The organism is Exiguobacterium sp. s142 (assembly GCF_018618455.1).
Lineage (GTDB): Bacteria > Bacillota > Bacilli > Exiguobacteriales > Exiguobacteriaceae > Exiguobacterium > Exiguobacterium aurantiacum_A.
In genome coordinates this window covers 1-22,136 of sequence record NZ_JACSMB010000001.1, presented here as the reverse complement: position 1 = coordinate 22,136, position 22,136 = coordinate 1, and the positions used below count along the sequence as shown (strand labels likewise).

The window sequence follows — 22,136 nt, the reverse complement described above, 5'->3', positions numbered from 1 at the left end:
TGTCAGGTCCGTTTTAAAATGGTCATTCAACTTTTGTCGCAAACGAGAACGATTTTACCGTCCTGAATCTCACTTTCAAGTGATTCGACCATCTGCTTCGTCAGCCCGAGGCTCTCGAGCTGGTCAAGACGGTCATCCGAGTTTTTCGTGAATTTTGACACGAGTGATTCCCACATGCCTTTCTCGGTGATGCGGTAAGGCTGCACACCCGCTTCGGCAGCGAGTCGAATCGTCAATTCTTCATCTTTGGCAAATAAGTAAATGCTCTCATTGACGCATCCGCCCGACACCATTCCGTTCACTTCATGGTCGACCGAAGTCATATCTGGCACAATTCTCGTTTCTAACATCTTTCATCCTCCTAAACGTTCGCTTTCTAAAATCGAATAATATACTATTCCCGAAAAGTGAGTCATAAAACCCGATTGGACGAATCGTTTTATTAACAAGAGGTCAATGTATCGTGTAAGACCAATACTCGATCTCGAAGTGGTCGACGAGCCCTTGGATGCGCTGTCGCTCCCCGGCTTCGGTCTCCACCCCTTCCCGTCCGACTTTCATCCGGAACAGTTCGGGTTGCGAACTGAGCTTCGAGACTTTGTAACCGGCCTGTTGCAACAGGCCCGAAACGATTTCAAGTTTCTCGCGCTCAGGCGATTTGAACGTATGCGACACTTTCATAACATTCTCCCTTCCCCTTTTTCTCTGACGTATTGTATCATATCAACCGGGAAGTACCGCCGTGCTATCAAGTTTTCATTGATGATATAATAAGAACAATGAGACAAGGAGTGATTGAGATGCCGAGACAGGATATGAACACAATCATGCTCGACTATATGAATGAGAAAGAGGACTATGAGGCGTTCGCCGCCAAGCTGAAGTCGCTGCTGAGCGAACTGTTGGACGATGCCGGGATCCAGTTCCACTCGATCGTCGCCCGAGCGAAAGAAGCCGAGAGCCTGTATGCAAAACTGTCCCGCAAGCCGTACCAGTACCGGTCGCTGCGTGACGTCCAAGATTTGGCCGGGATCCGGATCGTCACTTATTTTCATGATGACGTCCGCGCCGTCGCCCATATTCTTGAAGAAGAGTTTCGAATCGACCGCGAGCAGTCGATCGACAAGTCGACGTTGCTCGACCCGAACGAGTTCGGATACCTGTCCGTCCATTACGTCGTCGGATTGAGCGATAAACGGCTCGCCCTCGGTGAATATCGCCGTTTTGAGGAGAAAGAGGCCGAGATCCAAGTCCGCTCGATCCTCCAGCACGCCTGGGCCGAGATCGAGCACGATTTAGGTTATAAGAATCCGAACGCGGTCCCACCGGAGATCAAGCGCAGCTTCAGCCGTGTCGCCGGACTGCTCGAGATCGCGGACTCGGAGTTCGTCAATATTCGCAAACAGTTGCGCACGTTCGAACAAGAGACGGTCGAACGGATCGTCGAGTCACCGGAGAAAGTCACGATCACCCGCGATAACTTGAACTACTATATCGCCAACGACGTCACCGTCGAGAAGCTTGATAACGCCATCTTCCAAAGCGACTGGCTGCTCGAGACCGACTTGTCGACCATCGTCGAGCTGACGCGCATGTTCCATTATGCCGAGATCCGAACGTTTCAAGATTTGAGGGATACGCTCGATCGTTACTTCAATCGAGCCGTTCAATGTGCGACGCTACTGCCGTCCTCGTTACTGCCGCGTCAAGGGATGGGTGTCGTCTATGCCGTTCTCGCCAAACTGCTCGCGGAAGGCGATGATCAACAGATCGAATTCTTCTTCCGTCGGTTTTATCCGGACTTGAAGCATTACGACGAAATCATTCAAGAATTGCGTATCCACGAAGAGCCATCATAACTTTACAGACTTCATGTTTTTGTTGTAGAATGTTTTTATGTACTGAAATATATGCAAATAATGATTTTTTATAGAAGGGACTTTCGAGGATGACAACACCTGTACACACTGCATCCCGTCGCCAGCTCGTCGCAGACGCCGAGCGTGGGATTCGCATGAACTACCGCGGAGTGAAAAAGAACCTCCGCTCGATGTTTTCGCAATACTTGACGCGTAACGAATTCTTCATCCTCCGATCGCTCTGTCAAAATAGTCCACAAATCGCCTCGGCTTTGTCGAATGAGTTTCAATTCTCGGCCTCGATGATCACGGCCCTTGCTGATGAGTTGACGAAAAAAGGCTTGATCTCGCGCGAACGCAGCGAGCGCGACCGTCGTGTCGTCGAACTTCAAGCGACAGAGGAAGGCCGTGTCTTGTTCGAAACGCTCGAACACCTTAAAATCGAGTACTTGATGGACGTGTTCGACGATTTTTCAGACGAAGAATTGGTCCTTCTCTCGAAGTTGCTCGACCGCATGGACGCCTAAGGCGAACCAGACTTTATAGTGAATACGACTTAAAACAAGCAACAGGTCCCGATGATTCGGGACCTGTTGCTTGTTTTAGATATCAGATTCATTCCCCTAGCCGCGTCTGATCGGCTGCCTGTTCACGCGCCCTCATCTTTTCATTCCATCTTCGGTGCTCTTCAAAAAACAAGTCTTGCTCGTTATGGAGACGCATTTCTCTCATTTTCTTACTCAGTTCCCGTTTCTCTTTCACTGAGTCACGACCTAACACGAACTGCCAAGTCAAATATATGCCGATCGCAAGTAGGAAACTGCCGCTGCCAGTCCCAACTCTCTCATAACTGATTAACCAAAAAATAATGAACAGTCCTACATTTGCGATGTGTTTTCTTTTTAGCACGCTCTGTTAAATCCCCCGTCAATTTATTCAATCAATTTTCCGACAGTTTATAATATATCAAAAAACTCGGGATGATTTTCATCCCGAGTTGAAAAATTGTGCTATTGCTTAACAATCGCCGTGACGACGATCCGGTCTCGATACCCATGTTCTGGGTCATAAGGACCCGCACACGTGATGAGTTGAAGACGAACCGATTGTGTCGCCGCGAAAATCGAGGCGAGCGGAACATCTTCGACCCGGTACCGTTCGACTGACACGACCTCATATTCGATCACTTGCTTGTTACGTTGGAGCGTCACCTGCTCTCCAAGTCGTATCTGATCAAGATTAGCGAAAATGGCCGGGCCTTGTAAATCGTCTAAATGTCCGGATAAGACGACGTTGCCTTTCGCTCCTGCTTTCGCCCCGTAACGATACCAGCCGACCTCGTCTGCTTCAGCCGGTGTGTCCATCCGGTCGTATCGGTCTTTACCGACCGGTTGGATGACAGTATCGACTTCAATAGACGGGATCTTCAGTCGTTCCGGAACGAACGTCTCGGTGTGAAAGGACTGACGATCGATTTCAGTAGCGGCCAACACGAGCGGTTCTGCGAATCCGACAGTTGAAAGTTTCGCATCCACGTCCGGGGCATCCGCTACTGGTGCTACCATGAGGAACGAGAACGTTCCGATCAAAAGTAGCTTAAGCGTCTTGTTTCTGACGACGAAAGACGTAGAAGCCAGCTGCTGCTGCGCCAAGTACTGCTGCTGCGAGCAACCAGTTCATTGAAGCTGTCTGAGCGAGACCGCCTTGACCTGTCTCAGGAGCTTCGGCCATTTCTCCACCATCAGCTGCGAGGAGTACTTCGAAAGCAGGTTCCCCTTCAAGAAGGCCGATTGCGAATGCCGTATAGTTTTTACCGCCTTCGAGGGCGACGCCGTCAAGCGCTTTTACGACGTCAGTCGCGCCAGCTGGGCGAACTTCAAGATCGTACGTTCCAGCATCGAGTGTACCGTAGTCACTGACTGCTTTGAACTCGAGGTTTGAGAAGAGTGGGTCTCCACCTTTTGGAGCTACATCGACTGCAGGTGCGTCAGGTGCGAAGTGAGCGACGCGGACTTTCGATTTGCCATCTTCAAAGTTGGCGTCATCTTCCATCGCTGCGATCTCGATGTTTGCAAGTTGACCGATCGCTGCCGCTGTGTAGAATTTACCAGCTTCGATTGAAAGATCGGCTGCGACGACGACTGTCTCAGTGTCGCCTGCTGGTTTGATTTCGACGTTGTAGTCACCAGCCGGTAGTGTCAAGTAATCCGTAAGCGCTTTGAACTCCGCGCCTTCGACTGCGACTTCACCGTTGACATAGACGTCCACCGCAGGGGCGTCAGGCGAAGCGTGGAGCACACGGACCATCGCGTTCTCGTGTCCATCTGCACTGACTGGCAGGATGAACGCGAACGCTAGAGCAAGTGTACCAAGTAAAGACATCAATTTCTTCATGTGAAATTTCCTCCTTTTTTTCCTTGGGTTGACCGATCGACTGCATACGACAAGTTTGATGCGATGCTGCATAGTGTGCTACATCTGATTGCTATGTAGCTGGTGACATCTTAAACTTAAGACAACAGGACGACGGCGTAAAGATGACGGTGTGCTTTGAATATGCCGGTCGGCACATTTGGTTGTTACCGTTTTCTTTACATAGTCTTCCTTCCCGTTTCCATAAATTTAAAAACCCCGTAACGACCTGTTACGGGGTTGAATGTGCTCGAGCCCACTCGATATCGTTGACGAAAATCGCATCGACACCGAGCAGTTGGAACCGTTTCAGCTGTTCGATCGTCTTGACCGTGTACGGACGGACCTTGACACCGTTCTGTTGAATGAGCTTGATCTCGTCATCGGTCATCGTTCGAACACTTGGATGCACGCCTGTCGCCCCGAGCTCGTTCAAGTAACCGGCCAAGTCGAACAGCGGTTGGGAGATGAGCGCGGCAGACTCGTACTCGGGTGCTAACCGCTTCAACCGGTAGAGCGTCTCATGATTGAAGGAAGAGAACAGGACGCGGTCGGCCGGGAATCGATGGGCTCGCAGCGTCTCGACGAGCCGGTCTTCGATCCCCTCGTACCGGTCGATGTCGGTCTTCACTTCAAGGTTGAGACAGACGCCCGTTCCTTTTACTAAGTTTAACAGGTCGTCTAGTGACGGGATGCGCTCCTCGAGGTCGAATAAGACACCGGCGTTGTATCGTCCGAGCTCGGACAACGTCATCTCGGCAATACGGCCCGACCCGTCTGTCGTCCGGTCGATCGTCTCGTCGTGAATCAAGACGAGGCGACCGTCTTTCGTCAAATGGACGTCCGTTTCAATCCCGTCGGCATGGGCGGCGAGCGCTGCGCGAAACGCCGCCATCGTGTTCTCCGGGAACTGGTTCATCACCCCGCGGTGCGCGAATAGCTTCATCGGAAGACTCCTTACTCGGTGACGTATTTTTTCGTCAAATAGCGGACGAGCGGACGGACCGAGATATCGCCTCCGGTCACTTGCTTGATCAGCTCGTTCGGGGTGAGCGACTTACCGTGGCGATGGACGTTCGTCTCGAGCCACTGTTTGATCGGACCGAACTCGCCTTCATGCACTAACGTCTCAAAGTCGGACCGTTCCGATTTGAGCGTCTCGGTCAACTGCGCCGCATAAATCAATCCGAGCGCATAGCTTGGGAAGTAGCCGAATGAACCGCCGGCCCAATGGACGTCTTGCAATACGCCTTTCGCATCATTCGGCACCTCGACGCCTAAGTACTCTCGATATTTCTCGTTCCAAGCGTTCGGCAGCTCGGCGACGGTCAAATCACCTTGGATGAGTGCCTTCTCAAGCTCGTAGCGAATGATGATATGGAGGCTATACGTCAGTTCATCCGCCTCGATCCGGATGAGCGATGGCTTCGCCTCGTTCACGCCTGCGTAGAACGTATCGAAGTGGATATCTTGAAACGCCGGATGCCGTTCTTGTAGCCGTGGATAGACACTGCGTAAAAATGCTTCGCTGCGCCCGACGAAGTTTTCAAAGAAGAGCGACTGTGACTCGTGGATACCCATCGATGCGCCTCCCCCGAGTCCGACCTCATCGAGCGCCTCGTCGATCTGTTGCTCGTAAGTCGCGTGGCCCGCCTCGTGCATCGTCCCGAACAGGGCGTTGCGGAAGTCCGACTCATCATACTTCGTCGTGATCCGCACGTCGCGGCGGTTGATCGTGATCTCGAACGGATGCACGGTCGCGTCGAGACGACCGCGGGACAAGTCATAATCGACGACCCGCATCCAATCGTGACAGATCTGTTCTTGCACCGCCGCCTCCATCGACCAGTCGAGTTCATGCTTGCTCGACTTCAACTGACGGATCAACGGGACGAGCTCGTCCCGTAGCGTCTGGAACAATTCGTCGAGTTGTTCGACGGTCATACCCGGTTCGTAATCATAGAGCAACGCATCGTACGGATGCGTCTCATATCCGAAATAATCCGCGAACTTACGCTGGAACGCGACGATTTTTTCTAAATACGGGGCGAATGTGCCCCAATCGTTCTTGTCTTTCGCTTTTTCCCATGCCGTCTCGGCTTCAGAGACAAGTGTGACGTAGGCCTGATACTCCGCCGGAGGGATCTTGGCGTTCCGTTCATATTGCGTCTTCGCCACGGCGACCGAGCGGACCTCGGTCGGTGTCAACTCTTCGGTCGCTGTCATCTCGGCGAGCAGTTCCGCGAACGAATCGCTCGTCTGACGTTTGAACGCCTCTGTCGACAAGTAACCGATCGTCTCGGCACGAAGCGGGGCCGACTGTTCCGGCATCTGTGTCCGCATGTCCCAATATAGTAGCGAGATCGCCTCATCGAACGCACGTAACTGTTTGAAATGTTCACGCCATTGCTTTGTAATTTCCATCTGATTCCCACCCCTATGACAGTTGTTTCCTTACCTCTCTACTTTAATCGATGTGACGAAAAATGCCTATTCTTTCGACACATCCGCTTTTTTCTCATAGTGGAGCGGCTTCGTCGCCGGACCTTCAAGGACGTTTCCTTGCGTGTCAAAGCGCGATCCATGGCATGGACAGTCCCAAGACCGCTCCGCGTTGTTCCAATTGACGCCGCAACCCATGTGCGTGCAACGGGTCGATACGAGATGACAGTTGTTATCGAGATCCCGATAAGCGCCGACTTTCTTGCCATCGACGTGAACGACCCCACCTTCGTCGAGTTGGAGGTCGTCGAGCGAGCCCGGCTTCTCGAGCGTTCCTTTGACGAATTGGGTAGCCGTGTCTATATTCGTCTTCAAGAACTGACCGACATCCGCCGGTTTGAACTTCGAACGGAGCGGATCCAACAGTTCGGTAAACCGGTTCTCGTGACCGGTCAGTAGGTCGGCGAGCAACAGTCCGGATGCGATCCCGTTCGTCATCCCCCATTTGGCGAATCCGGTAGCGACGAAGATGTCCGGTTCACGACTGAACATTTGACCGACGTAAGGAAGATGGTCCAACGTGATCAAGTCTTGGGACGACCAACGGAAACTTGATTTTTTAGCGCGGAACGCCTCATTCGCGAACTGCTCCAACCGGTCGTAGCGCGTCCGCGTCTCCGTCACGTGACCGCTCAGATGCCCCTCCCCTCCGACGAGGACGTACGAGCGATCGCCGTCATTGAACGTCCGGAACGAGCGGCTCGGCGAATCGACGCTCAAATACATGCCGTCCGGCACGGGACCGTTCGTCTCGCAAGCGACGATGTAGGACCGTTCGACCTCAAATTTCGAGAAGTATAGTCCACGGATGTCGTTGAACGGATAATGCGTCGCGACCACGACTTGATCGGCTTGGACACGGCGCCCGGTCGATGTCGTGACGATCGGACGCGGGCTTTGGCTGATCTCCGTCGCCCGTGTTTTCTCATAAAGCTTTCCGCCCGCTTCGACAAAACGACGTGCCAGTTCGTTCAAATATTTCACCGGATGAATCTGGGCTTGGTCGCGGATGACGGCTGCTTGTTGTACCGGGAATGGAAAGACGGCGTTGACCTCGTTCGTCGCATCCCCGCCATTCAACCCAATTTTTTGATACGCCTCGATCTCGGAGGCGAGCTGACTCGAGCTGTCGATCGTATACAGATATGAATCTTTCACTTCGTAATCGATGTCGAATCCGGTTTCGACTTGACGTCTCAAATAGTCGAGCGCCTCATCGTTGAACTCATAGTAAAGACGTGCCATCTCTTCATTGAACGTCTGCATCAATTTCGAATAGATGGCACCATGCTGGACGGAACATTTGGCCGTCGTGTGCCCGGTCGTGCCGCGGCCGACTTCCATCGCTTCGAGCAGGACGACCTGCTTGCCCCGGTTTTGAAGCTCATAGGCGGTGACGAGTCCGGCGATCCCCGCCCCGATGACGACGATGTCACAAGAAACGGAACTCTCGAGTCGTGGATACTGTAGGGTGCGATCGTGTTGTCTCCACAATGAATTCGTGAATGGATAGCGATGCATGATGATACCTCCTTTAGGAATGAACGTGTCTGCTTATGTGTATACCCATTCCCTTCTGTTTCATCACTCGATAAATATTGACCTGTTTCTCGATTTTGAAGACGATTTCATTGCCCGACATCCATTATGGTAGAAAAGTAAACTATGAAGGAGCGATTGCAAAGTGAAACGTACCCGTAGACATCGTAGACACACCTATATAATGAGACGCTTGACCGTCGGCTTGATGCTCGTCGGAATGATCGCGATCATTCCGGCACTCATCGGCTTCAAGCAAGAAACACCGGTGAAACCTGATCCGAAGGCGCCGGTGGCCGAACCGGTCAAACAAGGACCGTCTTTCCCGGATATCCCAATCCAAGAATGGGTAGAAGATTCCACTCTGACCGCCGACCCGGAACAGGTTCTTGTCGGGGCGATGACGTTCGTTGATTTGACGGACGGTGTCGTCTTGTTGGACAAACACGGGGAGGAGCGTGTATACCCGGCCAGTACGACCAAGCTGATGACGGCATTGCTCGCCTATGAGAAAGCGGCGGTCTCCGGCGAACTGGACCGCCCCGTCGTCGAAGTGCACGCGACGACGCTCGACATCCCCTGGGACAGTCACATCGTCCATCTCGCTGTCGGCGACCGCCTAACCGTCCGGCAAGCGCTCTACGCGACACTGCTCGAATCGGGCAACGATGCCGCCAATAGCTTGGCGGAGTATGTGAGCGGCTCGACGGCGGAATTCGTTGAACTGATGAATGAACGGGCCCGCGTCCTAGGCTTGACTGGAACAAACTTCAAAAATGCCCACGGCTATTCGGACCCGGACCACTATACGACGGCACGCGACATGGCTAAAATCACTTACGCGTTCGGGACGTATCCCGAACTCGTCGAAATCGCCGGAACGTATGAGTACGAGGCGAAGTTCGAAGACAAAGATGGATTGATGAAGCGACGGTGGTGGTATCACCTCGGGTCGGCGATCAACAGCCGCAGCATCCACTACTCGGACCTCGTCAAGGCGACGAAGACCGGTTATACCGACGAATCGGGCTACACGATGGTGTTTTTGATGGAGCATGAAGGCAAGCAGTACGCGCTCGTGACGATGCAGGCACGTTCCGGACAGACGTTCCCGACGATGCGGCTCGTCGAACAACTCGCATTCGGACGTCAGGCTGAATAAACGTTACATATAAAGAAGACCTGAACCGATCGGTTCAGGTCTTCTTTATGGCATATTCGTCTTAAAACAGTCACTTATGTTACAAGGAGATTACAGAGGCGTTGCCTCAATATTTCTAATTGTCATAATATTTAAACTTTTAGGGTGAAAAATAGCCTGTTTATCCGTTGGTATAATAGGCTTTAGAGCCGTTTTTATGAAAAGATGACAGTTTGCAATCATTCTGAAGGTCCGTTAAGGTTAGTGACAAGTTCGTAAAATCAGTTGGGTTCGTCATCTTTATGGGAGACTTCCCACATTTCAAACCAAAACTGTTGAACAACATTGAAAGCGTACAGGAGGTAATCAAATGTTATGGCAAGAATGGGTATCCATCGCGCTTTACCTCGTGATGATGCTAACGATCGGTTACGTCGCTTATAAGCGAACGACCGACTCATCAGATTATATGTTAGGCGGCCGCAAAATGGGGCCGGGTGTTACCGCCATGTCAGCCGGAGCTTCGGATATGAGTGGTTGGATGTTAATGGGTCTTCCGGGGGCAATGTATGCCACAGGATTATCAGCGATTTGGTTAGCCGTTGGATTGGTCATCGGAGCTTACTTGAACTACTTGTTAGTCGCTCCCCGTCTACGTGTCTTCACGGAGATGGCAAATGACTCGATCACGATTCCTGACTTTTTAGAGAATCGGTTCCGAGATCACTCGAACTGGCTACGGATCCTATCAGCTTCCGTTATCATCATCTTCTTCACGTTCTATACGTCAGCTGGACTTGTGTCTGGCGGGAAGTTGTTCGAAAGCTCGTTCGGGATCAACTATCAGACCGGTGTCATCGCCACGATCAGCGTCGTCATTCTTTACACGCTCTTCGGTGGGTTCACTGCTGTTAGTTGGACAGACTTTGCACAAGGAATTATCATGTTCATCGCACTCGTACTCGTACCGGTCGTCGCTTTGACAGACGTCGGTGGGATGACGAACGCCGTCAACACGGCGACAGCGATCAACACCGATCTTTTCGACTTGTTTAAAGGGACGACAACGCTAGGGATCATCGGTCTCCTCGCTTGGGGACTCGGTTACTTTGGCCAACCGCACATCATCGTTCGTTTTATGGCGATCAGAGATGTGAAATCATTGAAGGCGGCACGCCGGATCGGTATGGGCTGGATGACCGTCTCGATCATCGGTGCGGTCATGACCGGCCTCGTCGGTATCGCCTACTTCCGTGGTCAAGGCAATCCGCTAGCAGACCCGGAGACGGTGTTCATCCGTTTCTCTGACGTCTTGTTCCACCCGTTCATCACCGGATTCTTGCTCGCAGCGATCCTCGCAGCCGTCATGTCGACTGTATCGTCGCAATTGCTCGTCACGTCGTCGGCGTTGACTGAAGACTTCTATCGTAAGTTCTTCAACAAAGATGCAAGCGATAAAACGATGGTACTCGCCGGTCGAATCGGCGTATTGACGGTCGGTGTCGTGGCGACACTCATTTCGCTCAGCCCATCGAACACGATCTTGACGCTCGTCGGCTATGCTTGGGCCGGATTCGGCTCGGCCTTCGGTCCAACGATCCTCTTGTCGCTCTATTGGACGAAGATGACGCGCCAAGGCGCACTCGCCGGTATTCTCGTCGGTGCCATCACGGTCATCCTTTGGATCATCACGGGACTCTCGAGCGTCATCTATGAGATGGTGCCAGGCTTCTTCTTGAGTATGCTTGCCATCGTTCTCGTCAGCACGTTCACGAGCCAACGCGAACAAAAACGGATCAGCCGTGAGTTCAGTGAAATGGAAACAGAACTTGCTGCCGCTAGAAAAGATTAAGTCATACAAAACGCTCGACCCAATTCACGGGTCGAGCGTTTTTTGTCGGTTGTACTTCTTTAGTACATCGTCCCCGCCATCACCCAAAGTTGGAGGAAGAACGTGGCGAGCACGAGTGCGAGCATGGCATTTCTCATCCATCGATTTCGGTTCCAATAATACGCCATTAAGACGAACGGATGAAGCGCGGTCAATTCGTAGGGATTGAACCAAAACCAAGTGAGGATCAAGACGAGCAGGAAGTAGAGCACCGATTTCTGTTTCGTGGCACGATACTCCCGCCACATGTCGTAAGCCCCTTTAAAAAAAGCGACGAACGTGACAACCCAAAACACGATAACAATTATATTATTCAATCACCTTACCACCTTCATGAGACGTTTTCGAAATAGAAGCCACCCCAGTAAATATGTCGATACGTGAACTCCTTGCCGCTCTCGGCCGTGATCACGATCTCATCTTCGGTCAAGACGAGCACGTGCACGGGGACCTCCCCTTCCCGTAGCATCGGGCTGAACAGCTGGAACTGCTTGTTCAACCACTTCCGTTCCGTGAAGTCACGATAGTGGTGCAGTGCCAACGACGGGTGGACCAAGAACACTCCGACGATCAAAGCGATGGCACCAGGAGAAGCGGAGAGCTCGATCAGTAAAAACAGGACGAGCACGAGCGACAAGACCGCATAGCCGAATTCTAACAGCTCCATCAAGGAAGCCCGGCTGGCGACCACGTATTGGATGACACGAAACGTGACGTACAGCAGGAGGCTGACCATCAAGTATTGCGAAAATGGAGCGGTGCTCATTGAGATATCCAAATAAAAGAGTACCGGTAATAACATGACCCACTTCCATAATTGTAAGGCGAGGTAAAACAATGTTTGATCGATGAAACGACGATTGTGTACGAGCCGTTGCATATCCATGTTTCCCACCTCCGATTAAAAGATGTGTCTTAACGGTATCATTCCCTCAATCGTTGAATGATAACAAGCATTTGCAGGTCAATCGGAAATTTCTTTTCGTTCAATGAGCGTCGCGTTCAATAGCCCTCCAAGGAGGATGACGGAAGCCGCCAAATAAAACCAAACCAACAAGATAATAAACGCACCGAGCTGACCGTAAAACTGTTCGTAGTTGGCATATTGAGAATAGTAGCTGAAGACGTTGGAAACTGTCAATATGCCGATAGTAGCGAGTGTTGCCCCGGCCCAACTGTCACGGAACGTCCCGCGATGGCTCGGCAGCCATTTGTAGACGAGCAGGAAGACACCAAACATGACGAGCGTCCCGACGACCCAGCGGAAGTAAAACCATATTTGTGCATATCCCGCGACGATGTCGTCGACAAAAATGATCCGCGTCGACAGTTCGCGCAGCGCGGTCTCGGCCACAGGGATGACCAATGAGAACGGCAGAACGAACATGAGTGCCAGCGTGACGGCGATGTCCTGGAGAGCCCCTCTTAAGAACGACTTGTTCCGGATGAGCCGATACGCATCATTCAATGACCGGACGAGCGACTGGACCGCCATTGACGAAATCCATAGCGCCGGCAAAATGCTGAGCGACGCCAGACGCAGCCTCGAGTCATCAAATATCGCCTCGATGTTCCCTTCTAGCAGTCGGTAGCTCGCTTCCGGCATGACGAGAGACAGCGCCGAGATGACGTCCCCGCTCGTGAACGGGAGCCATCCAACAATGCCGAGGACGAACAATAAGAACGGAAACGTCGACAAGATGAAATAATAAGCCAACATCGCGGCTTGATCGAAAAAACGTTCGGCAAAAAAGCGCTTGAATAAAACTTTAAACGTCTGTATCATGTTGTCTACTCTTTTCTTAATTTATTTAATATAAATGCGGTATTTGAAATAATAATAATGTTGCTTGAAAGGCAAGAATACGACAGTCGTTGCCTATTCTTGCCTCGTCCTTAACTGATGTGTTCTCGTTTCGATTCCCACGCCTCGAGATGTTCCTTGCCCGGCAGATCGACGTCATCGCGCGAGAACACCGGATCCCGTCCGGACCGTTTTTGGGCGACGTAATCGTCGAGCAACAGTTTGGCGACTTTGCTGAGACGGAAGATGGCGTACATGTTGACGAGCGCCATCAATCCCATGAAGATGTCGGCGATCGACCAGACGAGTCCGGCCGAGCGGACCGAGCCGAACATGATCATCCCTAGCACGGCGATACGATAGATGACAACATACACTTTCCGTTCCGAGATGAACTCGATGTTCGTCTCTCCATAGTAATAGTTCGCTAAAATCGAGCTGAAGGCGAACAGCAGGATGGCGATCGTCATGAGCGTCGTCGCGACCGGTCCGATCTCCGTCAACAGCGCCTCTTGCGCGAGCTCGATACCTTGGAAGTCTTCAGAACCAGGAACACCGGAGATCAAGACGATCATCGCGGTCGCCGTACAGATGAACAGCGTATCGACGAAGACACTGAGCGATTGGATCAACCCTTGCTTCACCGGGTGGCTGACCTCAGCGGTCGCGGCGGCGTTCGGCGCCGACCCCATCCCCGCCTCGTTCGAGAACAAGCCGCGCCGTATACCTTGAAGCACCATCGCTCCGACGGCCCCGCCGAACAATTCTTGGAAGCCTAGCACACCTTCTGAGAAGATGGCCGAGAACACGGCCGGAACGACGTCGAGATTCGTCAGCACGACCCAGAGCGCGAGCAAGATATACCCACCTGCCATGATCGGGACGATGATCCCGGACAACGTCGAGATCGACCGGATCCCGCCGAAGATGACGATCCCCGTCGCAACGGCCAAAATAACACCAACCCAGACCGTATCGATGGCGAAGACGTTATTGACAGAAAGCGCAATCGTGTTCGCTTGCACGGAGTTAAAGGCAAAGCCAAACGCGAACGTGATGAGGATCGCAAAGACGATCCCGAGCCAACGTTGACCGAGCGCCCGCTCGATGTAATAGGCCGGTCCGCCGCGCCACGCCTTGCCGTCATGCACTTTGTACACTTGGGCGAGCGTGCTCTCGACGAAAGCCGAGGCCGAACCGATCAAGGCGATGAGCCACATCCAAAACACGGCCCCAGGTCCCCCGAGCGCGATCGCGGTCGAGACGCCGGCGATATTTCCGGTGCCGACCCGTGCCGCTGTCCCGATGGCGAACGCCTGGAACGAAGACACTTGCCCTTTCTCATGTTTGAGCCCTTTGATGAACAATAACTTGAACATTTCCGGCAACATTCTAAACTGCACGAATCCCATCCGGATCGTGAAGAAAATCCCACCGGCAATCAATACGAAAATAAGAACGTACGTCCATAACAGGTCGTTCGCTTGCATGACCAATTCGCGGACATCCACTGCGCATCCCCTCCTTTTATGGAGTTCTTACCCGGTCTAGCCCCGCCAGAAACGATTCCGTCACCGCGTTGCCGCGTCTAGTATTTGTTCACAAAGGGCATGGGTCGTCAAGCTGTCCTCGGCGCGAACACAACCGTTCGGCTCCCCGTTCAACAGTTTGAGAAACGCGTCGATCATCGTCGTAAAGCCGCGCCGTGTCAAATTCGACTCCCACGGGCTCAAGGCGCGCTCGAGCATGCCGTCGGGCGTATAGTCGTAGACGCGCTCGACGTCTCGAGAGACGCGTTTTAGACCCGGTGACATCACTTCCATCACTTCTTCGGTGCAGCCGTTGTCCCGGTTCATGATGCCGACCGCCTCGACGCCGCCGGCCGTGAAATTGATCTGGAGCTGTTTGAGCGTATCCCCTTCATAACGCGTCCGAACAGACAAGTCCTCGACCGGATTGAGACCGGTCAAGTAACGGAGCGTATCGACGACGTGGACGAAGTCCTCGATGATGAACTCACGCAGCGTCGCCGGCTGATATGTACGATTCTTTTGGATCAAGACGAGGTTCGGGTTCTCGACTTCTTTGAGCGCCGCCGTCGCCGTCGCAAAACGACGGTTGAAGCCAGTGACGAGTTCGACCTCGTGCTCGTCTGCGAGCCGGACGAGACGTTCGGTCTCCTCGAGCGTGAACGTGACCGGTTTATCAATGAAGACGTGGACGCCTTGCCGAAGGGCGTACTCGGCTTGTCCGGCATGCGCTGACGTCGTCGAATGGATCAACACCGCATCCATCTCACCGAGCGGGACGTCCTCAAGCGTTCGGAAGTGACCGCTGAATCGATATTGATGGACAAGTTGTTCTGCTTTCCCCTGATCCCGCGAGACAAGATAAACATCTACCCCATCTAACCCGGCATAGACCGGTAAGTACGCTTTCTTGGCAACATCACCTAAACCAACAACGACTAATTTCATTTCAACATCACTCCTCTTTCGATTGACTGAACAAAACCCCAAAGCGTCGGCCCGGGGTCGATGGTTCATTTAATGGACCGCTAAAATTTCAAAACTTGTAATTGGCTTACGAATGGCGTCCGATACGATTTGATAAAGATCAGCGAGTTGCTCGTTATCGTTCAAGTCCGGCGTTCGATCAAGCTCGACTTCACACGTTCGTGTCGTCTGCTCCTTGTCTTGAAACGCATATTCAATCGTGTATAGTTGCATGAGACGTCTCCTCTCCACTATGTATACGTATGTATTACCTGTAACTGAACGATTGAAACGCTTCAAGTACACCTAGTCAAATCGTTCATGTTATATATATTCAGAAATCCTACAATTTCCAATCATAAGCCTTGTATAATCATTCAAAGATTCCTAGAATGAACAAGTATGTACCAAATGATTAAAGGAGTTTTTAAATGAAAGCACGATTTACTTATTTAGCCTTACCGCTGGCGATGTTTCTACTGGCCGGATGTAGCACCGAAGAAGAGACGTCTCCTATCGATGATACGATTGAAGTGACCGATTCGCAAGAAGAATCGTCCGATGTGGCTGAGTCTCAAGCGGAATCCGTTGAAGTGACCGATTCACAAGAAGAACCCGCTGTCGAGACGGAAGCGGAGGAACAACAACCGACTAGCGATCGCTTCTCTGGTTACGAACGTGTCGAAGTCGACGGTGGTGATTTGTCCGGACATCGCGAGGCGAATGTTGTCGTCGACGTCGGTTTCGGAGACCGTGAATATTGGGCGTTCACGAACGATCATGGGCAACTCGTGAAAGTAACAGCTGACGAGATCATCCTACAAGATGATGAGAGCGAGGACGTCACCTCGTCAGGACGCTACTACTGGGACGAGGCGAAAGTCCCCGGCGTTGAACATCAATCTTTAGATGAAGGACATGTCATCGCTGATTCACTTGGGGGCGTCTCTAACGCCTTCAATATCACCCCGCAAGACAGCACGCTCAATCGTCACGGGGACCAGGCTTATATGGAAAGTGTGATCCGTAGTGCGGGCGGGGCGACCGATTTCGAGGCCATCATCACGTATCCGGATACCGAGACGCAAATCCCGTCGAGCTATCAATACACATACACGTTGAAAGGTAATGTCATCGTCGACAAGTTTGATAATGTGAACCCGGACGAGGTCAATGCCGGCCTCGGTCTGACCGAGAGCGAACCAAAACCGGAGGCTACTCCCGCTCCCGCTGCAGAGCCGGTTGGCGACGTATCAAGCGTCGATGCGAACGGGAACGGGCAAGTGACGATCCAGGAAGCGAAAGACGCCGGCTTCAGCATGCCGATCACGAGCGACCACTGGCTCTACCCGCATATGCGGGATAATGACGGGGATGGAATGGTCGGCGAATAACACGTAACCTCCCCGCGTGAGTCAACTTTTTGTACGACGATTTCACAGTATACGTGACGACGCTCTTTCTAGTTAAAGGAAGAGCGTTTCTTTTTGTTGAATAAGATATGCAGTCGAATGTTTCACGTTTCTCTTGAATGATGGTGAATCGGGATGGAACACAAATTTTCAAACCCGCCTTATTAGGAGTTATTGCTGTCAGTACGGCATACATATAGTCTAGGAGGTTCTAATATGAAACGTTTGGTGGGTTTGCTGATCATTACGCAAACAATTTTGTTTGGCATGTTAATCTTTCAATTGAATGAATTAGCTGATTCAGTCTTACAGGCTGCATCTTACGTAGCAACACAAGAAGGATCGCTTGCATGGGGTGGAAACATCTCGCCTTGGTTTTTGTTTTTACTTCTCGGACTGACATTGCTAGGCGCCTATTTAACGTTTTCTAAAGAATAAGAAGCGTTTTTGTCGTCCGAACAGAAAAAAGACCATAGACATGTGTCTACGGTCTGAAGTCGCTCTAGAAGCGTTTCTTTGTATCTACGAGCAATGACGACTTACTTACCTTCTGAAGTCGGCTCGACAGCACGTCTCGGCGGACGTTTGCCGAAGAACTGGTAGTACTATTTATATCGTCTTATCCGTTATCAATCGTTATCTCTTGCTATACGTATGAAGTAAAATGATTGGGATAACAACATAAATTATCCACCTAGTGTGCAATGAGGTGTGCAATGGCCCGTTCAAGAGCTGGTGTGCAATTCGTTTCCGTCTTGCGATATATGGGTAAATGATTCTATCAAAACGTCACCTGTTTGCGGCACGGGGAGGCAATCACATCATGCAGTTAGCAATCATCGGTACCAAAGAGGAAATCATCGAGATCATGAAGTACATGGAGAATATGCAGGTCACGTCTAACACCGAACGCGTATTAAGAGCCGAGTTCAGTTCTAGGGTTGAAGAGCGGACTCAGTTACAGTTTGAGGGAATGAACCATTCGATTGAAAGAGTGAGCTCTCGATAGAGGGCTTTTCTTATGTCATTTATCATACCCTCATTTAATCATATGGACACATGACTAATCTCGCCTTCAAGAGCTATGCTCAATGTGAGGTGATAATGTTGGCCAAATACAAATACAGCAAACCCATTCGTAGAGCAAGCGAAGAAGAACTGGCATGGATTTACGGACGACTATCAAGGGCGCTCGAGCGGCAAGACGTCATTTTCAGCATCGAAAAGATTTTGACAGGTCGCGTCCTCCTTCATGTTCAATGCGATAACGAACTGTGTTCGGTATATCTAAGTTTCAAAACGGGGCGTTTTTCAAGACCCACTGAGTTGACGATCCCCGAAATGGAAAAAATCCAATAAAAAAGTCCCCACTCAACAGAGTGGGGTTTGCTGTGTTCATTCCTTCGTGTAACCGTCCCTTGTTTTACCTGACTCATATAGACCGACCGAGGCAAGTCCTGCAATCACACCTGCCCAAATACGGATATAAATGTCGACCGTTGTGAACGGGGCGGCGGCAATCCCGACCAAGATGCCGATAACGATAGCGACAAGCGGGATCATATTTTTCGGGATGCGGACCGTTTGTTTCGCTACTTCACTCAATCCGATGATGACCGGAGATATCAACGTGACGAGCAATAGGAGCTCTGCTGGAAATTCCATGTTAGACGTCCTCCACTTCGATTTTTTTGAAGTCTTTCTTCAGTGCTTGTAAAACATTTCGTTCAAGATTATCTTCGTCTCCGAAGGATCCGATTCGTTTTCCGTCCACGATGACGCGTCGTAACTTGCCTTTTGTTCCGACAGGTTTTACCTCCACCGGTTTGGACGTTGCCTTTGGAGGTTCAGGCTTTTTTGAGGGGACCGGTTCGAAATCGAAGTTTTTCCCGTAGTTGCTCGGGATAAACTCGCCGCTGAACAACTGGTACCAACCTCGATCGATTGCATAAACGTGACGTACGTCTCCCTTTTTCAGCTGTGCGCCAGTCTGTGTTCCAAATTTTGCGCTGGCATAGACCGGAACGTCTCGGAGCATCTTCGCCGTTCCAAGTTTGACCATCGAAACAGGTGGCTTGATGGTCTGTGGTTTTTGAGCACCGATATAGGGAACTTTGTAGAACTCACATACCGCCATCGCGAGTTCCGAAGCGCATTCTTGTTGGAACGACTTGTCAATCATGAGCAATGCCTCACGGTTGTTGTCCATAAAGCCAAGTTCAAATAAGACTGCAGGCATCTTTGTATTGGCGGTAACGTAAAGTTGTTGCTTCACGACACCACGATTTTTTTGAACTGTGCCTTTGGCCAAATGTTTGAGCGCGATTTTTGCGAACACTTCAGACTGACCGCCCGACGGATCAATGTGTGCCGAGAAACCTTCAGGATCTTTACCTGGCCCATCGAATTTTCCATCAAGAGCGTTATAGTGAATCGAGATAAAAAGGTCAACCTTTGCATCATTCGCTCGTTTTACACGAGATGCTAGTGAATGATCCGCATCTCCAGGAGCCATTTCGACTACTTTGAACCCGCAGCGTTTCAACTCTGCAATCAGATAAGCTGCAACTGCTTTGTTAAACTCATTTTCCGGAATGAACCGTCCGATTGATTGAATGAAGGGAGTTCGTTTCCCTGGCGTTAGTGGCGCTAGCCCGTGTCCATCGTCAACGCCGATTTCAATTTCTTCTGCTCGGATATTTGTCAATGTAATTCCTCCTTATGAATGTAATCAAAAAGACGCCATCCGAAGATGACGTCATTTGATGACAAAGTGCCATAACGCTGCCACACCTGCCGCGGCGTACGGCGTAGCAATCAACACCCATTTCCAATAGTGAGACTTAATTTCACGCTCGGTCTCAAATCGCTTTTGTCGGGTCTCCTCGATTTTGACGTTGACCTGCCCGTCGAGTTGCACCTGCTCTCTGAAGATATCGAGCATCTTGTCCGACTGCTTGATGACGGTGCCCATCATGACCTCGTTGCGCCCGTCGCGCTTCGCCTGCTCGGCGCGGAACTCTTTCAGGTCGCCGGCGATGTCCTCGACCTTCGCGCCGGTCAACAGATTGCTTTGCGCCTGCGCGGCCACATTCTCGGTCAACGTCTTCATGGTCTTTTCGAGCGTATCGATCGAACCTTTTAGTTCGTTATGGTTCAGCTCGAGCGTCTCGACTGCAGGTGCAAGGTCCGCGCCTTGTTTTGCCGTCTCCTCGATCCGCTGAATCACCTTTTTCTGCTCTTTCATATCCTTCTCCAGTTGGTCAACCCGGTCGACTAACTCCTCAGCCATATTCGACACTCCCTCTTCCGTTATCGCTCGGCCGCACGAGCACTGTATCCCTGTACAATTTCTTTCGAAGTGCATGGCAGTCGCCATGCATCATCAGGCCGTCATAGCTGCGCAACGTCCGAAGGACCGCGTCACCGTCCACTCTCCCCTTGCTGTACTGCCTTGCCAAATACTTCACGCGTCGCTTCATGCGGATTGCCGTCGATTTCCGCATCCGGATATATGTCCGGAACACGCTAAATCCAACCTAGTCGATGACCATGAGGGTGACGAGGAGCTTAAGCGCCACGTCCCATCCCCCGAGCAACGCCGTGACGCTCGTGGCGACGATAGCGACGGCTCCTTCTAATGCTTGTTGTGTACGCATATGCGACCTCCTTGTAATGTGGGGTCACGGGCTGTGTCATGTGCATGAGTGTGACCCTCCTTTTGAGACGGTGACGGACAACAAAAAAGCGCCCCGAGGGAGCGCTTCTGAGAGAAATTAATTACGTTAAATAATTTTAGTGCATGTCTGTCAAATCAAGTCCATTGTCTCTTCTGTACTCATATTCCTCTATCCATTTAATATTATAAACTTGATCTAGAGTCACCTGAGATTCTCTATTAAAAATGTGACTGTTCATAATATCGACCACTTTACGTTTAACCAGTGCCTCATCTTCAATATTCCAGAAATGATGACAATATTCTTCTAGAACCGAAGCTAATATTGCATAATCAGACCATTGATTCTCTATCCAAAAATCAATAGGATAAAAAACTAAGTTTGTTCGATAACCACCTGCTTCTTCGTCAAGTTCGAAGGTTATCATCTTTTGGTCACTTATAATGGCATTGAGTTTTGGCAAAGACTCGATGGAAATACCTTCTGAGATAATTTGCCTTTCAACGCCCATTGTCCCTATCCGGAAAAGTTGATTGTGCTCTGGTGATATATTACACATTGAAACGAATCTGATTTTACGACTAATTTCAAATTCCATTATGTCTGGCGTTGGAAAACCACTGCCATGAACTTTCATTTACATTCACCTCCAAGATAATTACAACGTCATTATTATAATTATCTTGGAGTGGTAATTACAATCTAATCATTTACTAATCAGTTTTGCAGCATCTTTAGTCAGTTTACTTTTATCAATCGTTTTACTATTTGATAGATTTAACATTTTTCCTTTGATCATGGATTATACCTCCTATCTTTTCATCGCTATTTGACCCAACTACCATGTTACTCTAATCTTTTTTCTCTTTGGTTTTTCCTTGATTTTACCATTAGATGTTAAATCACTTTGACTAACTTGTTGTGAAATTTGTTTTAATCCATAAGCAAGAACTAATAATATCCAAAACTCTTTTCGGTAGAAGGTACTCTCTGTAAGCCCAATAATCATAAACACAAATATAGAGAATGATAAAACCGGTGAAAATCTATGATACTTGTACGTAGTTAGTTTTTTACCAACAATAATTAATATTAGTAAAAAGCTAATCAAACCAAGAGCTCCCGACTCTAAAACAATTTGCAAGAAACCGTTGTGTGCCTCGTTTACTCCTAAATACGATATACCTTCTAAAATTAGTGTATTACCCCTACCATATCCCAACACCATAGAATCTCTTACCTTATCGATTACTAAGTCCCAAATATAAGTTCTGTGAGTAAAAGTTAAATCCTTACCTAAGTAATTTACTATGACGGTTTGTCAAATTAAGCGCAACACTTCGTCCGTGAAGGCCTCGTGTGCGGTCTTCCAGCCCAGGCATTTGCGTGGGCGGCCGTTGA

The 22,136-nt window shown here is 50.5% G+C and carries 25 protein-coding genes; 6 read left to right on the top strand and 19 right to left on the bottom strand.

Going from position 1 to position 22,136, the window contains the following annotated elements; genetic code table 11:
- Positions 1-26 precede the first annotated feature (26 nt).
- Both KNP77_RS00125 and KNP77_RS00120 read right to left on the bottom strand, forming a co-directional pair.
- Complete coding sequence (locus KNP77_RS00125) at positions 27-350, bottom strand: YflT domain-containing protein (protein ID WP_035386614.1); 324 nt, start codon at positions 348-350, stop codon at positions 27-29.
- Positions 351-453: 103 nt separating this feature from the next.
- Entirely contained in the window at positions 454-681 is a 228-nt protein-coding gene (locus KNP77_RS00120) for a hypothetical protein (protein ID WP_214887579.1), read from the bottom strand.
- Between the two features lie 119 nt (positions 682-800).
- On the opposite strand from KNP77_RS00120, the gene KNP77_RS00115 reads away from it, so the two are divergent.
- Positions 801-1,859, top strand: coding sequence for a GTP pyrophosphokinase (locus tag KNP77_RS00115; RefSeq protein ID WP_236633674.1), 1,059 nt, complete (start codon positions 801-803; stop codon positions 1,857-1,859).
- 89 nt (positions 1,860-1,948) lie between these two features.
- Positions 1,949-2,386: a MarR family winged helix-turn-helix transcriptional regulator gene (locus KNP77_RS00110; protein WP_214887577.1), complete on the top strand. Its 438-nt coding sequence runs from the start codon at positions 1,949-1,951 to the stop codon at positions 2,384-2,386.
- Positions 2,387-2,869: 483 nt separating this feature from the next.
- Here the strand turns inward: KNP77_RS00110 and KNP77_RS00105 are convergent, their stop codons facing one another.
- The 5 genes from KNP77_RS00105 to KNP77_RS00085 form a co-directional block, all read right to left on the bottom strand.
- Complete coding sequence (locus KNP77_RS00105; protein WP_251138852.1) at positions 2,870-3,424, bottom strand: class F sortase; 555 nt, start codon at positions 3,422-3,424, stop codon at positions 2,870-2,872.
- Between the two features lie 31 nt (positions 3,425-3,455).
- A complete protein-coding gene (locus KNP77_RS00100) occupies positions 3,456-4,253 on the bottom strand; it encodes a DUF4397 domain-containing protein (RefSeq protein WP_070327221.1) in 798 nt (265 codons plus the stop codon).
- 250 nt (positions 4,254-4,503) lie between these two features.
- Entirely contained in the window at positions 4,504-5,217 is a 714-nt protein-coding gene (locus tag KNP77_RS00095) for a glycerophosphodiester phosphodiesterase (protein WP_131489717.1), read from the bottom strand.
- An 11-nt stretch (positions 5,218-5,228) separates the two neighbouring features.
- Positions 5,229-6,695, bottom strand: coding sequence for a carboxypeptidase M32 (locus KNP77_RS00090; protein WP_214887571.1), 1,467 nt, complete (start codon positions 6,693-6,695; stop codon positions 5,229-5,231).
- Positions 6,696-6,761: 66 nt separating this feature from the next.
- Entirely contained in the window at positions 6,762-8,294 is a 1,533-nt protein-coding gene (locus KNP77_RS00085) for an FAD-dependent oxidoreductase (protein ID WP_214887569.1), read from the bottom strand.
- A gap of 202 nt (positions 8,295-8,496) precedes the next feature.
- Between KNP77_RS00085 and KNP77_RS00080 the strand changes: the two genes are divergently transcribed.
- Both KNP77_RS00080 and putP read left to right on the top strand, forming a co-directional pair.
- Positions 8,497-9,474 (top strand): D-alanyl-D-alanine carboxypeptidase family protein, encoded by a 978-nt coding sequence (locus KNP77_RS00080; RefSeq protein WP_214887566.1) that lies wholly within the window; start codon positions 8,497-8,499, stop codon positions 9,472-9,474.
- Between the two features lie 349 nt (positions 9,475-9,823).
- Positions 9,824-11,305, top strand: a complete 1,482-nt coding sequence (gene putP / locus KNP77_RS00075) for a sodium/proline symporter PutP (protein ID WP_131463546.1) — start codon at positions 9,824-9,826, stop codon at positions 11,303-11,305.
- Positions 11,306-11,364: 59 nt separating this feature from the next.
- On the opposite strand, the gene KNP77_RS00070 is transcribed toward putP, so the two are convergent.
- The 6 genes from KNP77_RS00070 to KNP77_RS00045 form a co-directional block, all read right to left on the bottom strand.
- Positions 11,365-11,592 carry a hypothetical protein gene (locus KNP77_RS00070; RefSeq protein WP_236633676.1) on the bottom strand — a complete coding sequence of 76 codons (228 nt, stop codon included), beginning with the start codon at positions 11,590-11,592 and terminating at the stop codon, positions 11,365-11,367.
- Between the two features lie 83 nt (positions 11,593-11,675).
- Positions 11,676-12,230: a hypothetical protein gene (locus KNP77_RS00065; protein ID WP_070327215.1), complete on the bottom strand. Its 555-nt coding sequence runs from the start codon at positions 12,228-12,230 to the stop codon at positions 11,676-11,678.
- Positions 12,231-12,308: 78 nt separating this feature from the next.
- Positions 12,309-13,130, bottom strand: coding sequence for a YihY/virulence factor BrkB family protein (locus tag KNP77_RS00060; protein WP_070327214.1), 822 nt, complete (start codon positions 13,128-13,130; stop codon positions 12,309-12,311).
- A gap of 110 nt (positions 13,131-13,240) precedes the next feature.
- Entirely contained in the window at positions 13,241-14,659 is a 1,419-nt protein-coding gene (locus KNP77_RS00055) for an alanine/glycine:cation symporter family protein (RefSeq protein WP_214887562.1), read from the bottom strand.
- A gap of 60 nt (positions 14,660-14,719) precedes the next feature.
- On the bottom strand, positions 14,720-15,625 hold the full coding sequence (locus KNP77_RS00050) for a Gfo/Idh/MocA family protein (protein ID WP_214887559.1): 906 nt from the start codon (positions 15,623-15,625) through the stop codon (positions 14,720-14,722).
- 69 nt (positions 15,626-15,694) lie between these two features.
- Entirely contained in the window at positions 15,695-15,877 is a 183-nt protein-coding gene (locus KNP77_RS00045; RefSeq protein ID WP_016509062.1) for a hypothetical protein, read from the bottom strand.
- Positions 15,878-16,074: 197 nt separating this feature from the next.
- On the opposite strand from KNP77_RS00045, the gene KNP77_RS00040 reads away from it, so the two are divergent.
- A complete protein-coding gene (locus KNP77_RS00040; protein ID WP_214887556.1) occupies positions 16,075-17,037 on the top strand; it encodes a DNA/RNA non-specific endonuclease in 963 nt (320 codons plus the stop codon).
- A 234-nt stretch (positions 17,038-17,271) separates the two neighbouring features.
- Complete coding sequence (locus KNP77_RS00035) at positions 17,272-17,493, top strand: hypothetical protein (protein ID WP_131458076.1); 222 nt, start codon at positions 17,272-17,274, stop codon at positions 17,491-17,493.
- 957 nt (positions 17,494-18,450) lie between these two features.
- On the opposite strand, the gene KNP77_RS00030 is transcribed toward KNP77_RS00035, so the two are convergent.
- The 6 genes from KNP77_RS00030 to KNP77_RS00005 all read right to left on the bottom strand — a co-directional run bounded on the left by KNP77_RS00030 (position 18,451) and on the right by KNP77_RS00005 (position 22,047).
- Entirely contained in the window at positions 18,451-18,720 is a 270-nt protein-coding gene (locus KNP77_RS00030) for a holin (RefSeq protein ID WP_214887553.1), read from the bottom strand.
- A 1-nt stretch (position 18,721) separates the two neighbouring features.
- On the bottom strand, positions 18,722-19,762 hold the full coding sequence (locus tag KNP77_RS00025; protein ID WP_214887548.1) for an N-acetylmuramoyl-L-alanine amidase: 1,041 nt from the start codon (positions 19,760-19,762) through the stop codon (positions 18,722-18,724).
- A 51-nt stretch (positions 19,763-19,813) separates the two neighbouring features.
- Positions 19,814-20,347, bottom strand: coding sequence for a hypothetical protein (locus KNP77_RS00020; RefSeq protein WP_214887545.1), 534 nt, complete (start codon positions 20,345-20,347; stop codon positions 19,814-19,816).
- Positions 20,340-20,582, bottom strand: a complete 243-nt coding sequence (locus KNP77_RS00015; protein ID WP_214887542.1) for a hypothetical protein — start codon at positions 20,580-20,582, stop codon at positions 20,340-20,342. The genes KNP77_RS00020 and KNP77_RS00015 overlap by 8 nt, the downstream gene beginning before the upstream one ends.
- 268 nt (positions 20,583-20,850) lie before the next feature.
- Positions 20,851-21,372, bottom strand: coding sequence for a hypothetical protein (locus tag KNP77_RS00010; RefSeq protein ID WP_214887539.1), 522 nt, complete (start codon positions 21,370-21,372; stop codon positions 20,851-20,853).
- Between the two features lie 201 nt (positions 21,373-21,573).
- Positions 21,574-22,047, bottom strand: a complete 474-nt coding sequence (locus KNP77_RS00005) for an O-antigen ligase family protein (RefSeq protein WP_214888138.1) — start codon at positions 22,045-22,047, stop codon at positions 21,574-21,576.
- Positions 22,048-22,136: the final 89 nt, after the last annotated feature.

What these genes read in the sequence shown, in the direction of transcription:
- KNP77_RS00125 (WP_035386614.1), bottom strand. Translation starts at nt 350, where the DNA reads ATGTTAGAAACGAGAATTGTGCCAGATATGACTTCGGTCGACCATGAA.
- KNP77_RS00120 (WP_214887579.1), bottom strand. Translation starts at nt 681, where the DNA reads ATGAAAGTGTCGCATACGTTCAAATCGCCTGAGCGCGAGAAACTTGAA.
- KNP77_RS00115 (WP_236633674.1), top strand. Translation starts at nt 801, where the DNA reads ATGCCGAGACAGGATATGAACACAATCATGCTCGACTATATGAATGAG.
- KNP77_RS00110 (WP_214887577.1), top strand. Translation starts at nt 1,949, where the DNA reads ATGACAACACCTGTACACACTGCATCCCGTCGCCAGCTCGTCGCAGAC.
- KNP77_RS00105 (WP_251138852.1), bottom strand. Translation starts at nt 3,424, where the DNA reads ATGGTAGCACCAGTAGCGGATGCCCCGGACGTGGATGCGAAACTTTCA.
- KNP77_RS00100 (WP_070327221.1), bottom strand. Translation starts at nt 4,253, where the DNA reads ATGAAGAAATTGATGTCTTTACTTGGTACACTTGCTCTAGCGTTCGCG.
- KNP77_RS00095 (WP_131489717.1), bottom strand. Translation starts at nt 5,217, where the DNA reads ATGAAGCTATTCGCGCACCGCGGGGTGATGAACCAGTTCCCGGAGAAC.
- KNP77_RS00090 (WP_214887571.1), bottom strand. Translation starts at nt 6,695, where the DNA reads ATGGAAATTACAAAGCAATGGCGTGAACATTTCAAACAGTTACGTGCG.
- KNP77_RS00085 (WP_214887569.1), bottom strand. Translation starts at nt 8,294, where the DNA reads ATGCATCGCTATCCATTCACGAATTCATTGTGGAGACAACACGATCGC.
- KNP77_RS00080 (WP_214887566.1), top strand. Translation starts at nt 8,497, where the DNA reads ATGAGACGCTTGACCGTCGGCTTGATGCTCGTCGGAATGATCGCGATC.
- putP (WP_131463546.1), top strand. Translation starts at nt 9,824, where the DNA reads ATGTTATGGCAAGAATGGGTATCCATCGCGCTTTACCTCGTGATGATG.
- KNP77_RS00070 (WP_236633676.1), bottom strand. Translation starts at nt 11,592, where the DNA reads ATGTGGCGGGAGTATCGTGCCACGAAACAGAAATCGGTGCTCTACTTC.
- KNP77_RS00065 (WP_070327215.1), bottom strand. Translation starts at nt 12,230, where the DNA reads ATGGATATGCAACGGCTCGTACACAATCGTCGTTTCATCGATCAAACA.
- KNP77_RS00060 (WP_070327214.1), bottom strand. Translation starts at nt 13,130, where the DNA reads ATGATACAGACGTTTAAAGTTTTATTCAAGCGCTTTTTTGCCGAACGT.
- KNP77_RS00050 (WP_214887559.1), bottom strand. Translation starts at nt 15,625, where the DNA reads ATGAAATTAGTCGTTGTTGGTTTAGGTGATGTTGCCAAGAAAGCGTAC.
- KNP77_RS00045 (WP_016509062.1), bottom strand. Translation starts at nt 15,877, where the DNA reads ATGCAACTATACACGATTGAATATGCGTTTCAAGACAAGGAGCAGACG.
- KNP77_RS00040 (WP_214887556.1), top strand. Translation starts at nt 16,075, where the DNA reads ATGAAAGCACGATTTACTTATTTAGCCTTACCGCTGGCGATGTTTCTA.
- KNP77_RS00035 (WP_131458076.1), top strand. Translation starts at nt 17,272, where the DNA reads ATGAAACGTTTGGTGGGTTTGCTGATCATTACGCAAACAATTTTGTTT.
- KNP77_RS00030 (WP_214887553.1), bottom strand. Translation starts at nt 18,720, where the DNA reads ATGGAATTTCCAGCAGAGCTCCTATTGCTCGTCACGTTGATATCTCCG.
- KNP77_RS00020 (WP_214887545.1), bottom strand. Translation starts at nt 20,347, where the DNA reads ATGGCTGAGGAGTTAGTCGACCGGGTTGACCAACTGGAGAAGGATATG.
- KNP77_RS00010 (WP_214887539.1), bottom strand. Translation starts at nt 21,372, where the DNA reads ATGAAAGTTCATGGCAGTGGTTTTCCAACGCCAGACATAATGGAATTT.